Below are 17139 nucleotides of genomic sequence, written 5' to 3' on the forward strand. Positions count from 1 at the left end.
GAAAAAGAACCGAGCACAAGGACCTATGCCTGAACTAGACGTTAATGCGATTCGGGAACAATTCCCTATCCTCTCGCGCACGGTGCGCGACGGTAAACCTTTGGTGTACCTGGATTCGGGAGCGACCTCGCAACGTCCCCTGCCGGTATGGAAGGCCGAGGAGGAGTTCGTGCTCGGCACCAACGCTCCGGTGCACCGCGGTTCCTACCAGCTGGCGGAGGAGGCCGATGACGCGTACGAGTCCGCTCGCCAGGCCATCGCCGCCTTCGTTGGTGCCGACCGCGATGAGATCGCCTTCACCAAGAACGCCACTGAGGCGCTGAATGAAGTTGCTTACGTGCTCAGCGATGAGCGCGCCGGCGAGCTTTACGTCGGTGAGGGCGATACCGTCGTGGTCACCGAACTGGAGCACCACGCGAACTTGGTGCCGTGGCAAGAGCTGTGCCAGCGCACCGGCGCGACGCTGAAGTGGTACTCCATGACCGAGGACGGCCGCATTGATCTCGATTCGCTTGAGCTCGATGACTCTGTCAAGGTCGTGGCTTTTACCCACCAGTCCAACGTGACCGGGGCCGTGGCTCCCGTCGCAGAGTTGGTACGTCGTGCCCGTGCCGTAGGTGCCATGGTGGTTCTCGACGCCTGCCAGTCGGTGCCGCACATGCCGGTGAATTTCCACGAACTCGACGTCGACTTCGCCGCGTTCTCTGGGCACAAGATGTGCGGGCCGACCGGCGTGGGCGTGCTCTACGGTAAGCAAGAGCTGCTGGCGCAGCTGCCGCCTTTCCTCACCGGCGGTTCCATGATCGAAGTAGTCAAGATGGAAGGCTCGACGTTTGCCGCGCCACCCACCCGCTTCGAGGCCGGAACCCAAATGACCAGCCAGGTTGTGGGCCTTGGTGCAGCAGTGAAGTTCTTGAGCGAGGTGGGCATGGAGGCCATCCACGCCCATGAGCAGAAACTCACTGCACTGGCCTTGGAGAAGCTGTCTGACATCCCCGGCGTGCGTATCATCGGGCCTGAAAACACCGAGGATCGCGGAGGAGCGGTCTCCTTCATCGTGGATGGGATCCATCCGCATGACCTAGGCCAGGTTCTTGACTCTCATGGTGTATCCATCCGGACCGGCCACCATTGTGCCTGGCCGCTGCACCGCGCGTGCCAGGCTAATTCGACCGCACGCGCTAGCTTTTACCTGTACAACACTGAGGACGAGGTCGACGCCCTCATAGAGGCGGTGCGGGCTGCCCGCACCTTCTTTGGAGTGAGCGAATGAACCTAGATTCCATGTACCAGGACGTCATCCTGGACCACTACAAGAACCCGAAATTCTCTGGCCTGCGCGAAGGCCAGGCAGAAGTTCACCACGTCAACCCTTCCTGCGGTGATGAACTCACCTTGCGCGTGAAGCTTTCCCCCGACGGCACAACCGTCGAGGACGTGTCCTACGACGCCGAGGGATGCTCCATTTCGCAGGCCTCGACCTCTGTCATGGCGGAGGAAATCGTCGGCATCCCCCTCGAGGAGGCGAACGCCAAGCTAGCCGAGTTCGAGAGGATGGTGACCTCCCGCGGGGAGGTTGAGGGTGATGACGAGATTATTGGGGATGGCATCGCCTTCGCCGGCGTAGCCAAGTTCCCCGCCCGTGTTAAGTGCGCTCTCCTCGGGTGGAAGGCTTTCCAAGCCGCCACCGTGGAAGCGTTGAACGAATTGGAGAAGTAGATGGCTGATAACACTGAAACCACCGGTGGCAGCACCGATCCTTACCAGGACCAGAATGCCTCCTTCGATGGCGCTGCTGTCAAGCCTGAACAGACCGAAGAGCAGATTGCGAAGACCTTCGATATCACCGAGTACCTTCGTGATGTCATCGACCCAGAGCTTGGAATCAACATCGTTGATCTGGGCTTGGTCTATGACGTCTGGCTCGACGATATTGACGGCAAGAACACCTGCGTCATTAACATGACGCTGACCTCCCCGGCCTGTCCTCTCACCGATGTCATCGGCGAACAGATCGAGGATGTCATCGTAGGCAACAAGCTCGCCGAGGCAGTCCAGCTCAACTGGGTCTGGATGCCGCCGTGGGGCCCGAACATGATTACCGAGGAGGGCCGCGAGATGCTCCAGGCCCTCGGCTTCGCCGTTTAGTTTCGGCTGCAAGTCCCCATCACCGTCAGTCCGAGGCGCTTAAGGTCTTCACAACACGACCTTGAGCGCACTCGGGCTGGCGGTTTCTTTTTCCTTAATGTGCGGTGTTTTAAGTAGCTTTAAGAGCTTGAGAACGCACCGCTATGACGAAGCGGGTGAGGTCGCCGGATCCAAAGCCGAGGAGATGATGTCCACCGCTTCTTCCTTGGATGCGGCGGATTGAAGGCGAGTACGGAAGTCATCCTTCATGATCGCCCGCGCCAGCTTGGAAAGCAGCTTGAGGTGCTGCTTGCCAGCATCCTCAGGCACAGCAATGAGGAAGACCAACGTCGTTGGCTCCTCGCCCTCTGCCCACGTAATCCCCTCGGGAAGACGAGCAAAGGCCAGAGTCGGCACTGTCACTCCCGCGCAACGAGCATGTGGGATAGCCACTCCATGCCCCACACCGGTCGAATGCTTCGCTTCCCGCTCTAGGGCCGTAGTGATAACTGCGGAAGGATCAGAAAGCCGAGGGGAGACAAGCTGGACTAGCGAATCGATCGTTTCCTTGCGATTCGTGCCAAGGTCTTGGTCAAGGCTCACCGTGTCGGCAGAAAGCAAAGGTTCTTCCTGGACCGATGCTTCTGACACATCCTCCTTAGCTATGCCCGCTTCACCCCGTTCACCCGAGCTCTCATTCTTACTCTGGGCTTTTCTATTTTGGGTAAGTCCGATCAACAGAAGCATGACGGAAGCACAGACAGCGACACCAATAAGCAGTGCGATGAAGAAGCCCACGACGTTGTCGACAGCCCCGAGCACAGCAACGATGGGGCCACCATGCATGACATGGTCCTTGACCCCGAATGCACCTGCCAGGGCGCCTGCTACCGCACCACCGATGACGTTGGCTGGGATGACCTGCAGCGGGCGTGCTGCCGCAAGAGGGATAGCGCCTTCAGTGATGCCAAAGAACCCCATGAAGAGCGCGGCGATACCGGCGTCCTTCTCCGCCTTATTGAACCAAGCACGGCGTACGAGGGTCGCAACACCCACCGCCAGGGGCGGTACAGCGATGGCGGTAGCTGCCATGCCCATCGGAGCCGCATTGCCGGCTGCAATCATGCCCCCGCCGAACAGGAAGGCAGTTTTATTAAAGGGACCGCCCATGTCGAAAGCGATCATCGCGCCAATGACGAGACCGAGGACAATGACAGAGGAGCCTTCCATCCCGGCGAGGTACTCGGTCATGGCTTCAAAGGCGCCGGCTACTGGCGCACCGACAAAGTAGATAAAGATTAGCCCCACGATGAGTGTGGTGAAGATCGGAATAACGATGATCGGCCAAATCGGGGCGATGTACTTATTAACGGGAATCTTTTTGATTCCCAGGGCTACGTAGCCTGACAGGATGCCTGTGACGATGCCGCCTAGGAAGCCCGCTCCAGCTTCAGAGCCGTAAAGCGAGCCGGTCGTAGCGATAAGACCAGTGATGAGTCCCGGCGCTAAACCGGGGCGGTCCGCAATGCCGACCGCGATATAACCGGAAAGGATCGGCACCATGAGAGAAAAGGCTAGGCCGCCAAGCTCATTCAGGGTGTTCCAGAAGGAGTCTTCGGGGATAGCCAGGCCCTCGGGCGTGGGTGTTCCTCCGATTGAGAGTGCTACCGCGATGAGGAGACCACCGGTGACCACGAACGGAATCATGTGGGAGACACCATTCATTAGCGCCTTGTAGAGGGTCTCACTCACGGCACGGAACCCAGTGGCGCTGCCGGAGGTCTCTACGCCTTGATTCCCTTGTACCGCTTCGCTCGAAGTCTCCTCTTGCCACTTCGCCGCTGACAGTGCGCGAGTGAGGAGTTCCTTTGGATGCTTAATAGCTTCATCGACACCAGTGGCTGCTAGGCGCTTTCCGCGAAAGCGGTCCTTTGCAATGACGGTGTCGGCACCGATCACGATGGCATCGGCTTCCTCGATGTCCTGAGAGCTAAAAGTGCCTTCGACGCCAATTGAACCATGTGTCTCAATCTTGATGCGGTAACCCAGTTCAGCGGCAGCAGCCTCCAGGTTCTCAGCGGCCATGTAGGTGTGGGCGATTCCGGTCGGACATGCGGTAATCGCGAGGATTAATGGAGATCTCGATGTGTCTGATGTGCTCATGACGCCAATCTAGTCACATCGAACTTCATGCATAAGTGAAACGCGCCGAACAGGAACCAGGTTTTCCAAGGTGCTCTTCACTCTGGATTCCCAGATACAAGCTGAAGCGTCCTTGCCGCCGGTTCGGGATTAACTACCCTGGTTGCTAGACTGTTTCGACGTGATTGTGACCAATGATTTCGAGGTGCGCGTGGGCGCACGCACGCTTCTCGACGCCCCCGGCCAGCACCTTCGCGTGCAGCCGGGGGATCGCATCGGCCTGGTCGGGCGCAACGGCGCGGGCAAGACGACCACCATGCGCATCCTGGCGGGGGAGACCGAGCCCTATGGTGGCTCGGTGACGCGATCAGGTCCCATTGGTTACCTGCCGCAGGATTCCCGCGAGGGCAATATTGAGCAGACTGCGCGTGAGCGCGTACTCTCTGCGCGCGGTTTGGATGAGATCAAGCGCCGCATGGCCAAGCAACAAGAGCTGATGGAAACCGCCACGGACGATAAATTCCGCGACAAGGCCATTCGTAAGTTCTCCCGCCTGGAGGAGGAGTACCACACCTTAGGTGGCTATGAGGCGGACTCCGAATGCGCGCAGATCTGCGATAACTTGGGGCTGCCGCAGCGTGTGCTCGACCAGCAGCTTAAGACGCTGTCCGGCGGTCAGCGCCGCCGCGTGGAGCTGGCGCAAATTCTCTTCGCAGCTTCGGCTGGGTCAGGCAAGTCCCAGACAACGCTGCTTCTCGACGAGCCCACCAACCACCTCGACGCGGACTCGATTACGTGGCTGCGCGGCTTTCTGTCCAAGCATGAGGGTGGCCTCGTGATGATTTCGCACGACGTCGATCTGCTGGAGGCCGTGTGCAACAAGGTTTGGTTCCTCGATGCCGTTCGCGCCGAAGCAGACGTCTACAACATGGGCTTTAAGAAGTACCTTGATGCCCGCGCCACCGATGAGGCTCGTCGCCGCCGCGAGCGCGCCAACGCGGAAAAGAAAGCCGCAGCCCTGCACAAGCAAGCCGCCAAGTTGGGAGCGAAGGCCACGAAGGCCGCCGCCGCCAAGCAGATGCTGCACCGTGCAGAGCGCATGATGAACGAGCTTGATGACGTCCGCGTGGCCGATAAGGTTGCCCACATCAAGTTCCCCGAACCTGCTCCCTGCGGCAAGACTCCGATGAACGCCAAGGGCCTGACAAAGATGTATGGCTCGCTGGAGGTTTTTGCCGGTGTCGATTTGGCCATCGACAAGGGTTCCCGCGTGGTTGTGCTGGGCTATAACGGTGCGGGCAAGACGACTCTGCTCAAGCTTCTGGCGGGCGTGGAGCGCACCGATGGCGAAGGCGGCATCGTCTCCGGGCACGGCCTGCGCATCGGTTACTTTGCTCAGGAGCACGACAACATCGACCCAGACAAAACCGTGTGGGAAAACACCATCGAGGCCTGCCCGGATGCCGGCCAGCAGGACTTGCGTGGACTGCTGGGCGCCTTCATGTTCTCCGGTGACAAGTTGGAACAGCCTGCCGGAACGCTCTCCGGTGGTGAGAAAACCCGACTGTCGCTGGCAACGCTGGTGTCCTCACGCGCCAACGTGCTGCTTCTCGACGAGCCCACGAACAACCTAGACCCCCAGTCCCGCGAGCAGGTGCTCGATGCCCTAGGCACCTACACAGGTGCCGTGGTCTTGGTTACTCACGACCCAGGTGCGGTCAAGGCACTCAAGCCGGAGCGCGTCATCATCATGCCCGATGGCGATGAGGATTTGTGGAACGACGAGTACATGGAGATCGTGGAATTGGCCTAATAGAATTTCGGGCATGACTGCCCAGCCTGTTCTCCTTGATTGCGACCCCGGTATCGACGATGCCCTAGCGTTGATCTACCTCGCCGCGCTTCACCGCGCCGGAGAGATCGAACTGGTCGGTGTTACTACCACCGCTGGAAACGTCGGGATTGAACAGACCACCCGCAATGCTGCCTACATCCTGCAACTGTGTGGCCTGGATGAGGTGCCCGTCGCGGCGGGGCTTCCGGAGCCCAGCCAGGTGGAGCTGGTAACCACTCCGGAAACTCACGGCCCAAGCGGTCTTGGGTACCTGAGCGTGCCGGAGGGGCACGCTAGTGCTGAGCCTGCCGAGTGGACCAGCATTTGGACCGAAGCTGCGGACCGCAACGCGCAGCTCATCGTGACCGGACCATTGACCAATGCCGCGCACTTTGCTGCGGAGCACGCTGCCGACTACGCCTGCTTCTCCGGTGTCACCATCATGGGTGGTGCTGTGAACTATCCCGGCAACACCACGCCAACGGCGGAGTGGAACTTCTGGGTCGACCCGCATGCTGCGCGCGACTTCTTTGAATCCACCTCAAGGCCCACCACGCTGTGCCCACTCAACGTCACTGAGACGATGCTCCTCGGCCCGACGCAGCTGGAACGGCTGCGTGAAGCGCTCGCGCAGCACCCAGTGGCGGACGTTCTACCGGAGATCATGCGCTTCTACTTCGAGTTCCACGAGGCGCACGGCTCGGGTTATCAGGCTCAGATACATGATCTGCTCACCTGCATGGTGGCGTTGCAGAAGGTCCCGTTCTTTTCCACCGCGACCACCGTACGGGTAGTCAGTGAACCGGAATGGTTGCGCGGAACGAGCGTGGCGGACCTGCGCGGTCACTGGGATCGGGCCGCTAATGCCGCGCTGGTTACCGCCGTCGATGTTGGCACCGCCCATCGAGAATTTCTGCGCGCAGCATCTCTTCTTGGTCTTCCAGTAAACCTATAGTGCGCTAGAATCGGGGCCACAACCACACACCGCTCAAGACTCTTCTCTTGGGTCCTTCCGCTTCCCACGCACAGGGTCTAGAAGTGGTCAGACCCCGGCGTGCTGCCGCAGGAGAGGAAGAAGTCATGAACACCGCCAATAACCTCGATTCCGTTATTGAACCGTTGCTCACCGGATTAGTGAGCAAACGACCTGAGGTCCGCGTGGACTGGGCCTATACCGAATTGAAAGAGGGCATTGAGTCTGGTCAGTGGGATGACCATCTTGATCAAATTCGTGAACGCCTCAGCGGCTACCTGCGTACAGACAAGGTGTGGACGAAGGCTTTGTCCGCTCGGTTGCTCAACGTGCTGGCGGAGGCAGGCCACTTCCGCTATGAGGACTACCTCACCTTCCGCGCGTGGTATGTCACGGAGGATGACACACGCGGCATTGTTAAAGACATCGGCCCTATTATGGCCGTTGGTTGCGGCGCTGACTATGTAGAAACCTGTGTTCGCAAGGGGAGGATCCCTGCCGTCGAAGGCGCAGCGATCATCTCGTGCCGCCTTCGCGCCCCCGGAGGAGTGTGGCATGACGATGAGGGCTTGCGGCTTGCGCGTGCTGCCTGCACCACAATTGGCAAAAGCACCTCGACTCACATCCTCGAAATCTGGATCGAAAGGCTAAGCAATACCGTGCTTACCGAAGGCGTGCGCAACAACAACCGCGCCGTCGTGGAAAACTTCGCCCGCTTTCTCAAGGCCACAGCCCACATGGTCCGCAGTGAACCGGAGAAGTGGGGAATTGATGCCGAACGCGCGGAGCTGGCCTTGCCAATGATTGCGGAGCTTGAGGAGCAACTACGCAACGCTGGCGACTACCGAGAAGCAGCACCATAAAAGCGCACCTTCGTAACCTCCATCGAGCGAACACGCTGCCATGGGTAGCGGTCTGGTGATGCTTGGACCGGCTCACTGAGGTCGAGGAGAGTATCGGTCCCGGCTGGGCCGCCTACTATGAGCTCGTCGTTGCTTAGGATAACCGCTGATTCGAAGGTGCGGTCCGCCTGTGTGGTGCGGACAAAAGCCATCGGTACCTCAACGAAGATTGTTTTCCCGCGCCGCAAAACCGTGAGGTCTTCGGTGACATAACTGGGGCGAATGCGTTCAGCGGCAATCAGGCCCCACACAAAGATGATGGCCCACAGCGACAACAGCAATGCCACAATTCGCAGAACGCCCGCAGGTAAAAGAAGGTGAACAACTACCATTTCAACCAGCAATATCGCGGTGATGAAGCCAAGCATGTGGAGCCTTCCAGGAGGGTGGGGAAGTGCCACGGCGCCAACTGGAAGTAGCGTTTGTCCTCGCATCCAGCGCCACAGATCCCGGTAGAGGCCCAATTCATACTTGGCAAGGCGAAATCCAGGATGCCTTTCTACACATCGCCAGACGCTAGTCACGTGATCCTCCAGCCAAAGCCTCGAGTGCTACACCTTGCGCACCAGTCGTCGGCGCATCAGTCACGGTGAGCAAAGCGTTCCCAGGCTGCAGCGTTGGGTAGATTCCTCGCATCAACCCGTGTTCGCTCACGTTGCGCAGCTTCTCGACGATAAGCGCAACCCGACAATCACGCGGGGACAGCGAGCCAAGCTCTCGCCACAAAGTTTCAACTCTGCGGAGAACTGCACGGCAATCGTCGTCAGCGAGGTTCTTTCGAAGCTGTTCCCAGGTCGCTGATGTAGCGACGCCGGTAAGCGCCATGAGATCCCAGGAGTCCAATTCCAGCTGCAGCATTGCTGGGTCTTCGATAACTTCGCTCAAGGACTCTCGAATATCGTTGGGGGTTCCATGAGGTGCTGCGGCTAAAGCACGCAGCTTCTCACGTTGTCGCTGCAGACGAGCGATTCTTTCGTCCACAATGGCGAACGAGCGCTCGATGGCGTCGGGAGAGGAGACATCAGCGACGGCAACGCCGGCGTCGATCAGCGCTCGCGCACGAACAACTGCGGCGAGATCAGAGATCGAGTAATCGCGATAGTTTCCGCTGGTGCGTGCTGGTTCGGGAACCGCACCTGTCTCGTGCAAATGGCGCACGGATCGCACTGAGCAACCAGCGACCGCGGCAACGTCTGAGATCTTCATAGAACCAAACTAAACCCTCACATTGTGTGAGGGTCAAGCGGTCAGTGGAGTGGACTAGTCGTAGGGGGCGTCACTCTTCATTGATCAACACCATTGAGAATGATTACCCCTGCGTGGGGGAGCATGTCTGCGCCCCGCTAAACGAACCTTCACTAGTGTTTGTGTTACCTGCGTCACGCATGAGTGGCCAAACTCAAAGAAGGGAAAGCCAATGAAAATAGCCAAGTCTATTACGTCTCTTGTAGCGGCTATCGCGTTGACAACGCTCGCCGCGTGTTCACAATCTGACAGTGACGTCAGCGAGAAATCAGCAGTTGATACCACCCAAGCTGCAGCTGGAGGAGAGCAAACTTCCGAAGACACCAACGTAGATTCCGCCGCAACCTCAGAGTCTGCCGATAGCACTGACTCCGACGCAGAGTCCACTGCAGGATCAGACGATCAGTCCGGTTCAACAGGCGGCAGCTATGAAGCCACTGTCGATGGAAAGGCGATCGAGGTAGAAAACGAAACTATCCTATGCCAAGAGGCAGCTGGTTCGATGAACCTGACCGTAGCACCCGAAGGGGCTGGTACAGCCGGCATTACCGCCGTGCTTAGTACTGATGAAAACCTAACGGTCAAGGCTCTCGGAATGGTAGATGGGGAGGGTAACACGCTGGCATACGCCGAGAGCAGCCCGATGGGTTCCGCCACGGCATCGAAGGAAGGCGACACCTACACGATGTCGGGTGAAGGCCTTTTGTCTAATGGGAGTAATCCAACCACTGGGGAAACGAAGCCATTCGAAGTGAAGATTACCTGCAGCTAATCGGAGTGAGTCGGGGTGAATAGACAACAAGTGCTGACCCTGTGGTGTGTAGAGGCCAGCACTTGTTGGTTTACGTGATTATTGGGAGGGCGATGCAGACTTTCGTCCGCTGACTAGTTGCGGAAACCGTGCACCGGCGCCGGAATGAAGCCACCGCGGTTGATGAAGGTGGAGTTGCCTACCTGGTTAACCGGGATGACCGGAGCGTAGCCTAGAAGGCCGCCGAAGTTGACCTCGTCGCCAGCCTTGGTGCCAGGGGCAGGGATGACGCGCACGGCGGTTGTCTTATGGTTCATCACACCAATGGCGGCTTCGTCCGCGATCATGCCGGCGATGGTCTCAGCAGAGGTATCGCCCGGGATGGCGATCATGTCTAGTCCCACCGAGCAGATCGAGGTCATGGCCTCCAGCTTGTCGATGGAGATGGCACCGGTGCGCACCGCATCGATCATTCCCTTGTCCTCAGAAACCGGGATGAAGGAACCGGACAGCCCACCCACGCGGGAGCAGGCCATCATGCCGCCCTTCTTGACGGCGTCGTTAAGCAGCGCCAGCGCCGCCGTGGTACCGTGCGTGCCCACCTGGTCGAGGCCCATGTGCTCAAGGATGTGCGCGACGGAGTCACCTAGTTCCGCGGTGGGGGCGAGGGAGAGGTCAATGATGCCGAACGGGACACCGAGGCGCTCTGAAGCCATTTCACCCACGAGCTGGCCTTGCCGATAATTGCGGAGCTTGAGGCGCAACTACGCAACGCTAGTGATTACCGAGAAGCAGCACCATAAAACGGACCTTCGTTACCTTCGTCGGGAGAGCGTGCTGCCATGGGGAGCCGTCTGGTGATGCTTGGGCCGGCTTACTGAGGAACAGGAGAGTATTGGGTGCCTCAATGAGGGGGCCCGGGGCAACAGCGCCGACATTCGAAAACTAGTAGGCCAACTCCTCATCCACCGGATAGGTTGTTCTCAGTTATCGGTGTCAGCCTTGTGAACTACGCTCCAGTCATACTGTGCGGTGGCTTCTACGATGAGGGCGGAAAGCGCTGGAGTATCCCCAAGGAAAAGTGCCAATGAACAAGAGGCTTCAAAGGCATGTCGCAACCTTGAACGTACAAACCTATAGCGGGTTCTGCTCTCCGCAATGCTTTGGCTGACGCTATAAATAGTCCGCATAGCCGCGATGATGCGCTGGAAGGCTTCTCTAAGTTCATTGTGAGACACACCGTGATAGCGATCGTGCCATTGAACGATATACTCGGCTGCCGTCACATCGATCGATGCCGTAGACAATTTGTGCCCGTGCTCCTGACGAATGGCGCGGGCCTGCGAGAGCTTTCGCATCGCGATCCGGTGATGTTGTGCGGCCTCATCAACATCGCTAGTGGCATGTGCAAGGCGTTGGTGTACGAAAGCCTGCTGTTGCAAGACATCAGAGAAGAAACAAACGTCATGTTGGTCGTACGCCAGGGCTGCACACGCTTCGAGGGTATGTAAAGCTTCATCGTGGCGGCCTTCTAGATGTAATCGGTGTGCCTGTATAAGCATTATTTGTTTGCTAACTTGCGGTTCAACCGTGACTATGGTTGTTCCAATTTGTGCGATAGCAAGCGAAACACTGCTAACCCACTCTGGATGTGCGCTCAAGAGACGCAAATAAGCGCGTGTAAGTTGCAGGGTTGGCGCGTGGTTCGGATCTTCGCCTATCAAAGGTTCTGCACGGTTGAGGTTTAGCTCAGCAGCGGCATAATCACCAAGCATCATTTCGGTTTGTGCCACTCCTAAAAGAACGATTCCAAGATAAGAAGTGCCGAGACTTCGAGCTAAGGCTTGTATGTTTCGATAGGCTATAGCGGCCTGATTGTGTTGTCCTTGGCACATAAACAACGCAGCACGTTCAATTTTTGTTAGGAAAGTGCGTTGTACAGGTTCAAGTGTTCGCGGAGCTAGTTCTTCGAGTGCAGCGACTCTCTTTTCGGCTTCCTCTAGCTTATTGGCGAAACGAAGCGATTGAGCGACGCTGAATGTGATTACCCATTGTTGGTCTTCGAGGCGCATCAACTGAGACGGGTCGTCGACCCTTAGCTTTTTCCTCTCAATAGTGGAAAGGGCTCCGTGGAGAACGTCGATGGACAAAGCAAGGTTGGCTTCACGAGTGACTTGAGGAAATTCTAAGAGCAGGTTGCTGAGCTCAGAGACACCCTTAGAACACTGTTCCGAATTAGTTAATTTCGTGGAATTCCAATGGACAGGGGTTTCTCGCCACGAATCGTCGCCAGCCCGCATTTTCGAGCTTGCTTCCTCACATCGAGCTCTGAAAGCTCGTGCCGAAGTACGCACTTTTATGGAATCGAACACACTATAATCTCAGCACAGATTGGAATTTGTTGTCGATGATTTGGACACTTATGTTGAGAGGTAACGAAGCCCATGGCTAACTTGAGACCACGCACTGCAGTAATTGCGGATGCGTGGACCGCCGCAGAGATTGACGCACCTGCGCTAGTAAATAAGAAGGGTCTGCCTCTGGCACGAACACAGAAATGTCTACTTGATCCACTAGTTTTTAGGCCGCGGGAACGAAAGCATCTCGCCAAGGCACTGTTGAACCCCGCGGACGCTGCCGAGATGTACCAGCTTCTGGTTGATTCCCGAGAGGCGTTGTCATGGACGTCCTTGTGGTATCTCGAGTTCAAGGAAATGAGACAAGCACTGGGAATCTCGGAAGGGAATCCCCAGGAGCTTTATTATCCCCGAGCTTATGAGCTCGCCATTACTAGGGGAGCCCCCGAGGGCGATGTAAGCGAGCTCGTTAGTGCACTACTAGATTCCATACACACGATTGGCCCCAGCACGAGAGAAGTGATGGAGGTGCTGAGGTCAAAGGAAACGCATGACTATGCGGAGAAGACATGGACTTCCTCTTGGTACAACAGAAGAGTACCCCCTCAAACTCATGGACTTAGTGAACGGCTAGCGCTTGCTCTTCTTGATCAGTCAGGGGAGAGTCTTGAAGCCTTTGTGGCTACAGAAGACGTTCGGGCTATCGCTTTTGAAATGCGAGATCAAGAAGGAATTATTGGGAAGTTTCTGGAAGCTATTGTCCCTAAAACGCAAACAGTTTCTCTTTCTGAGAAGGATCCCCTTGTTCCACCGGAGTTGTTAGGTTCGGCATTTCTTCCGCTTGACCGCACCATTGAGCAGCGCGTGCGGGCAGCGTTAATTCGGCATCGGGACGCAGACTCTGAGGTCGGAGCTGCGGAAATCGTGATCGAAGAGATTGAAAGGGCAGTGGATGCATTTGGCCTCCACGATGCCCGAAGCCAAGCGCTATTCCTTGTTGGCACGGTGATAGCACCTCAGCTAACTCCGCTGCTTCACGTTGATTCTGACGACGTCGGAGCGGCAGAGGGGTTTGTAGGCGAGCTCCAGCAAAGAATACGGAGGGAGGCATATGTAATGCACTTGCGACGCCAATTATGTGCTGGGGGAGCCATCCATGCTGACCAAACCAAGATCGTTGCTGATTTGCAAGATTTCTGGAAGCCTTGGTTGAACCGCTTATGGTCTCGACTACACGGTCGCGAAATTAGGCCACGTCCCCCGGCTGAAAGCCCTAAAGAATTGCTGACCGGCATTACCCGTTCTGTCATTCTTGACCACCGCGCAAGAATCCGTAAGTCTCTTGAGAGGAGCTCCTGATGAAGTGGACATTGAAAGATGGAGCCTGGTCATCGGGCGTTATTAGTTTCTCAGAGTTTCCACTTATCCAAGCTGTTGAAGCTAGGGGAGCGCTATTGGAGTGGAATATCGACGAGCCCGAAAGGAGCCGGCCACGCATCACGATCACTGACGAAGACGAATGCGATTGGCTGTGGGAACTCATCGGAGAGCCTGCCCATGTTGAATTTGTACAGTCGGCGCAGAACCCCAACATGCGAAAAGCATTCAATGCCGCTGCTCAATGGAATCTGGAGACGTTACTGGCGCTTCGAAAGCTCGCTCATGGGCAGTGGCTACGAGATTGGTGGCCGACCAGTGCCGTTGATGGGGTACCCAAGCTGAGTGATGAGGGGCTGGTTCGTGAGATGAACGACGTGGCTATGCAGGTAGAAACAATCGTCGACGGGTATCAGTTTTCTCGTACTGAGGACACCTCAGTGTCCTTAAACAGAACAAGGGACAACCAGGCACAATCTGACTATGCTTTGGTCGCGGGCACAGTTCAAGAGTGTGCGATCACGGGCCCCATTTTTAGTGGTACATCCTCCCCGGCGTGGCAAGGGCTGCCAGCACATGTAGTTGATGCGACAGAGAATCCCGTTCAATGGCATGTCGAAGCGGCTCCGAATCCGGTGCTAGACATCCAAGTATTACTCGCTGATAAGCAGTCAAACGGTGAAGGCCTTGAGGTGCGGGTGCTTCGCGGACCTGAGGAATTAGCCCACGGATATCTCGACAAGCGGGGATTCGCGTCTGTGCCGTTAGGTCTCACGGTAGCTGAGGTATGGCTTCAAGATTGGACTGACGTGGTCGTACAAGTTGGGGTTGATGTCAACGAGAGCCAGGAAGTGCGCAACCGTATTAGGGCCTTTGCTCAGGAGCGACTGCGAGCTCGCGACAGGTTGAGCTTTGCCGAAGAGTGCGTTGCTCTTTACTGATTGAAGGCATCGAATCCCCCCCCCCCTTTGGGGGACCAGTTTTGTGAGTGGTAGAGCTAGCATTCTCCAATACTGAGGCTAGCTGGCACTCGAATGCACAGCTAAATGCAAAGAAAGGAACTCCAGTGAAGATCACTAAGTCTCTCGTATCTCTTCTTGCCGCCGTCTCGTTGACAACGCTCGCTGCCTGTTCTCAATCTGAAGGCGACAACGGCGAAAAGTCTGCGGACGCTACCACCGAAGTTGCTGCCAACGAGGCTGAAAAGACTGAAGACTCTAGTACAGATTCTGATGCGAATGCAGAATCAAACGACAGCGAAGATGAGTCTGCAAATGCAGATGCGAAGACCGCTTCAATCGGTGGAAGCTATGAAGCCACAGTTGATGGCCAGGCCATCGTGGTAGAAGACGAAACCATCGTATGCCAGGAGGCAGCTGGCACGATGAATCTCGCAGTAGGTTCCGGTACAGCTGGTATCTCCGCAATGCTTTCCACCGATGATAACCCCACGGTGAAGGGTGTCGGAATGATGGATGCAGATGGAAATACCCTGGCCTACGCTGAGGGTAGCCCGATGGGCTCCGCTACGGCGACGAAGGACGGCGACAGCTACACCGTGTCGGGTGAGGGCATTGTGACCGATCCACAAAACCCGACCAGCATGGAAACGAAGCCGTTCGAATTGAAGATTACCTGCGGTTAATCAAGGTAAGACGTGGTGAGTGGGCAACAAGTCCTGACCTTGTGGTTTGCTGAGGCAAGCACTTGCTGGATCACGTGGCGCTGGGAAGGAGAGGAAGACGCGCACGCGTCTCGTCTTGACCCAGCGCTACGCCAGACTCTTCTCAACTTTTATGAGGAGGCATTGCCCAATGCTCGCCCTGCTGAATCTGCGGAGGAAGCGCTCGACCGCGCCTTGAGTGGTCCATTGGCCTCTCCACAAGAATCGGCGGATTTTGGGGCAAGACTAGCTGATGGTCTTCTTCCCACTGAACTGACCCAAGCGTTAATTCGACGTTCTGGGCATGGCGCCGAGCGCGTTTGCATGAAGATCCATGTATCTCCAACTGCAGCTCGGATTCCATGGGCACTCCTGCGTATTCAAACAGAAACTGCAGGAAATCATCGTACGCTACTTTTGGACTTTGCGGACGTCGCTATAGCTATTCCCCGCAATGCTTCCCGCCTTGCGAAACGCCGCGATAAAGGAGCTTCGCGTTTGCGTGTTAACGGAACACGGCGCGGGGTTGTAGCTGTCATCGATCCTAAAGTTCCTGGATACCAACCGACTTCGGCGCTGGGCTCGGTCCTGGGACCACCCCAAGACAACGATGAACTAGCAGCACTTTTAGGGCGGCGAACTGGAAACCTTATTCCCACAGCGACCGTTTTCTCTGAACTAGCTAGACGTAGTGATCTAGATCGCCGGTGGCTCAAGTCCGTACTGCCTAAAGCTTCCGCTTTTCTGTACGTGGGACACGTTAGCGTGGGACAGGACCTCACCTCCTCAGGGGCATCATCAGCACTCCACTTGTGTTGTGTTGATGACACGGGGCAGCACGATCCGTTGACCGCCGGTGAGATTCTAAGCGATGAAGAGTTCGTGTTCCCTGAACACGTGGCATTCATTGGGTGTGGTTCTGGTACCGACCATACTTTTCTCGAACCCATGGGTTTGTCTTTGGCCGCGCATTTGCGGGGCGCTCAGTACGTCATCGCTGCTTCGTGGACGATACCCACGGATTCATACCTTCCCTCTACACCGTTGCGGCGACTGATTCTTGCAGCCGATGAAGCATTAGATTCATCTAATCCGGCGCGTGCAATGAACTTGTGGCAACGTGACCGTGCGGAAGCGTGGTTTCGCGACGGCCACGTTAAGGACACCCCATTGCTTTGGGCGGCGATGCAGACTTTCGTGCGCTGACTAGTTGCGGAAACCGTGCACCGGCGCCGGAATGAAGCCACCGCGGTTGATGAAGGTGGAGTTGCCTACCTGGTTAACCGGGATGACCGGAGCGTAGCCTAGAAGGCCGCCGAAGTTGACCTCGTCGCCAGCCTTGGTGCCAGGGGCGGGGATAACGCGCACGGCGGTCGTTTTATGGTTCATCACGCCGATGGCGGCTTCGTCCGCGATCATGCCGGCGATGGTCTCAGCAGAGGTATCGCCCGGGATGGCGATCATGTCTAGTCCCACCGAGCAGATCGAGGTCATGGCCTCCAGCTTGTCGATGGAGATGGCACCGGTGCGCACCGCATCGATCATTCCCTTGTCCTCAGAAACCGGGATGAAGGAACCGGACAGCCCACCCACGCGGGAGCAGGCCATCATGCCGCCCTTCTTGACGGCGTCGTTAAGCAGTGCGAGCGCTGCCGTGGTGCCGTGCGTGCCCACTTGGTCGAGGCCCATGTGCTCCAGGATGTGCGCGACGGAGTCACCCAGCTCTGCGGTGGGAGCAAGGGAGAGGTCAATGATGCCGAACGGGACA

General features: G+C 57.1%; 16 protein-coding genes and 1 pseudogene. 11 read left to right on the forward strand and 6 right to left on the reverse strand.

The window, feature by feature from the left end; translation table 11 throughout:
* The first annotated feature begins 25 nt into the window (after positions 1-25).
* Genes HMPREF3009_RS08135 through HMPREF3009_RS08145 form a run of 3 tightly spaced genes read left to right on the forward strand, consistent with a single transcriptional unit; the run spans position 26 to position 2148 of the window.
* Entirely contained in the window at positions 26-1273 is a 1248-nt protein-coding gene (locus HMPREF3009_RS08135; RefSeq protein WP_070681239.1) for a cysteine desulfurase, read from the forward strand.
* Positions 1270-1719 carry a Fe-S cluster assembly sulfur transfer protein SufU gene (gene sufU / locus HMPREF3009_RS08140; protein ID WP_046649118.1) on the forward strand — a complete coding sequence of 150 codons (450 nt, stop codon included), beginning with the start codon at positions 1270-1272 and terminating at the stop codon, positions 1717-1719. Before HMPREF3009_RS08135 ends, sufU begins: the two co-directional genes overlap by 4 nt.
* Entirely contained in the window at positions 1720-2148 is a 429-nt protein-coding gene (locus HMPREF3009_RS08145) for a metal-sulfur cluster assembly factor (protein WP_010186729.1), read from the forward strand.
* Between the two features lie 141 nt (positions 2149-2289).
* On the opposite strand, the gene HMPREF3009_RS08150 is transcribed toward HMPREF3009_RS08145, so the two are convergent.
* Entirely contained in the window at positions 2290-4290 is a 2001-nt protein-coding gene (locus tag HMPREF3009_RS08150) for a fructose-specific PTS transporter subunit EIIC (RefSeq protein ID WP_070681242.1), read from the reverse strand.
* A 160-nt stretch (positions 4291-4450) separates the two neighbouring features.
* On the opposite strand from HMPREF3009_RS08150, the gene HMPREF3009_RS08155 reads away from it, so the two are divergent.
* From HMPREF3009_RS08155 to HMPREF3009_RS08165, 3 genes are all read left to right on the forward strand, one after another.
* Positions 4451-6082, forward strand: coding sequence for an ABC-F family ATP-binding cassette domain-containing protein (locus HMPREF3009_RS08155; RefSeq protein WP_070516612.1), 1632 nt, complete (start codon positions 4451-4453; stop codon positions 6080-6082).
* 13 nt (positions 6083-6095) lie between these two features.
* Positions 6096-7058, forward strand: coding sequence for a nucleoside hydrolase (locus HMPREF3009_RS08160; RefSeq protein ID WP_070681245.1), 963 nt, complete (start codon positions 6096-6098; stop codon positions 7056-7058).
* Between the two features lie 125 nt (positions 7059-7183).
* Positions 7184-7939 carry a hypothetical protein gene (locus tag HMPREF3009_RS08165; protein ID WP_070681248.1) on the forward strand — a complete coding sequence of 252 codons (756 nt, stop codon included), beginning with the start codon at positions 7184-7186 and terminating at the stop codon, positions 7937-7939.
* Here HMPREF3009_RS08165 and HMPREF3009_RS08170 read toward each other — a convergent pair.
* Complete coding sequence (locus HMPREF3009_RS08170) at positions 7918-8346, reverse strand: hypothetical protein (protein WP_232745289.1); 429 nt, start codon at positions 8344-8346, stop codon at positions 7918-7920. The genes HMPREF3009_RS08165 and HMPREF3009_RS08170 overlap by 22 nt on opposite strands.
* Positions 8347-8494: 148 nt before the next feature.
* Positions 8495-9184 carry a MerR family transcriptional regulator gene (locus HMPREF3009_RS08175; protein WP_049157427.1) on the reverse strand — a complete coding sequence of 230 codons (690 nt, stop codon included), beginning with the start codon at positions 9182-9184 and terminating at the stop codon, positions 8495-8497.
* Positions 9185-9395: 211 nt separating this feature from the next.
* Between HMPREF3009_RS08175 and HMPREF3009_RS08180 the strand changes: the two genes are divergently transcribed.
* Positions 9396-9995 carry a lipoprotein LpqH gene (locus tag HMPREF3009_RS08180; RefSeq protein ID WP_070547332.1) on the forward strand — a complete coding sequence of 200 codons (600 nt, stop codon included), beginning with the start codon at positions 9396-9398 and terminating at the stop codon, positions 9993-9995.
* Positions 9996-10108: 113 nt separating this feature from the next.
* Here the strand turns inward: HMPREF3009_RS08180 and HMPREF3009_RS08185 are convergent.
* Both HMPREF3009_RS08185 and HMPREF3009_RS08190 read right to left on the reverse strand, forming a co-directional pair.
* Positions 10109-10723, reverse strand: a pseudogene (locus HMPREF3009_RS08185) (DUF711 family protein); the annotation flags it as partial.
* Positions 10724-10957: 234 nt separating this feature from the next.
* Positions 10958-12274 carry a tetratricopeptide repeat protein gene (locus tag HMPREF3009_RS08190; RefSeq protein WP_070681254.1) on the reverse strand — a complete coding sequence of 439 codons (1317 nt, stop codon included), beginning with the start codon at positions 12272-12274 and terminating at the stop codon, positions 10958-10960.
* 342 nt (positions 12275-12616) lie between these two features.
* Here HMPREF3009_RS08190 and HMPREF3009_RS08195 point away from each other — a divergent pair, with 342 nt between their 5' ends.
* From HMPREF3009_RS08195 to HMPREF3009_RS13080, 4 genes are all read left to right on the forward strand, one after another.
* Positions 12617-13690, forward strand: a complete 1074-nt coding sequence (locus HMPREF3009_RS08195) for a hypothetical protein (RefSeq protein WP_152691545.1) — start codon at positions 12617-12619, stop codon at positions 13688-13690.
* Positions 13690-14649: a hypothetical protein gene (locus HMPREF3009_RS08200; RefSeq protein WP_070681257.1), complete on the forward strand. Its 960-nt coding sequence runs from the start codon at positions 13690-13692 to the stop codon at positions 14647-14649. The genes HMPREF3009_RS08195 and HMPREF3009_RS08200 overlap by 1 nt, the downstream gene beginning before the upstream one ends.
* A 125-nt stretch (positions 14650-14774) precedes the next feature.
* On the forward strand, positions 14775-15353 hold the full coding sequence (locus tag HMPREF3009_RS08205) for a lipoprotein LpqH (protein ID WP_049155693.1): 579 nt from the start codon (positions 14775-14777) through the stop codon (positions 15351-15353).
* Positions 15354-15368: 15 nt separating this feature from the next.
* Positions 15369-16577, forward strand: a complete 1209-nt coding sequence (locus HMPREF3009_RS13080) for a CHAT domain-containing protein (RefSeq protein ID WP_158010568.1) — start codon at positions 15369-15371, stop codon at positions 16575-16577.
* Here the strand turns inward: HMPREF3009_RS13080 and HMPREF3009_RS08210 are convergent.
* Positions 16578-17139 (reverse strand): DUF711 family protein (locus HMPREF3009_RS08210; protein WP_118783637.1); only part of this gene is annotated, 562 nt, incomplete at its 5' end.

Origin of the sequence: Corynebacterium sp. HMSC034H07 (assembly GCF_001815175.1) — a bacterium.
GTDB classification, from domain to species: Bacteria; Actinomycetota; Actinomycetes; order Mycobacteriales; family Mycobacteriaceae; genus Corynebacterium; species Corynebacterium hiratae.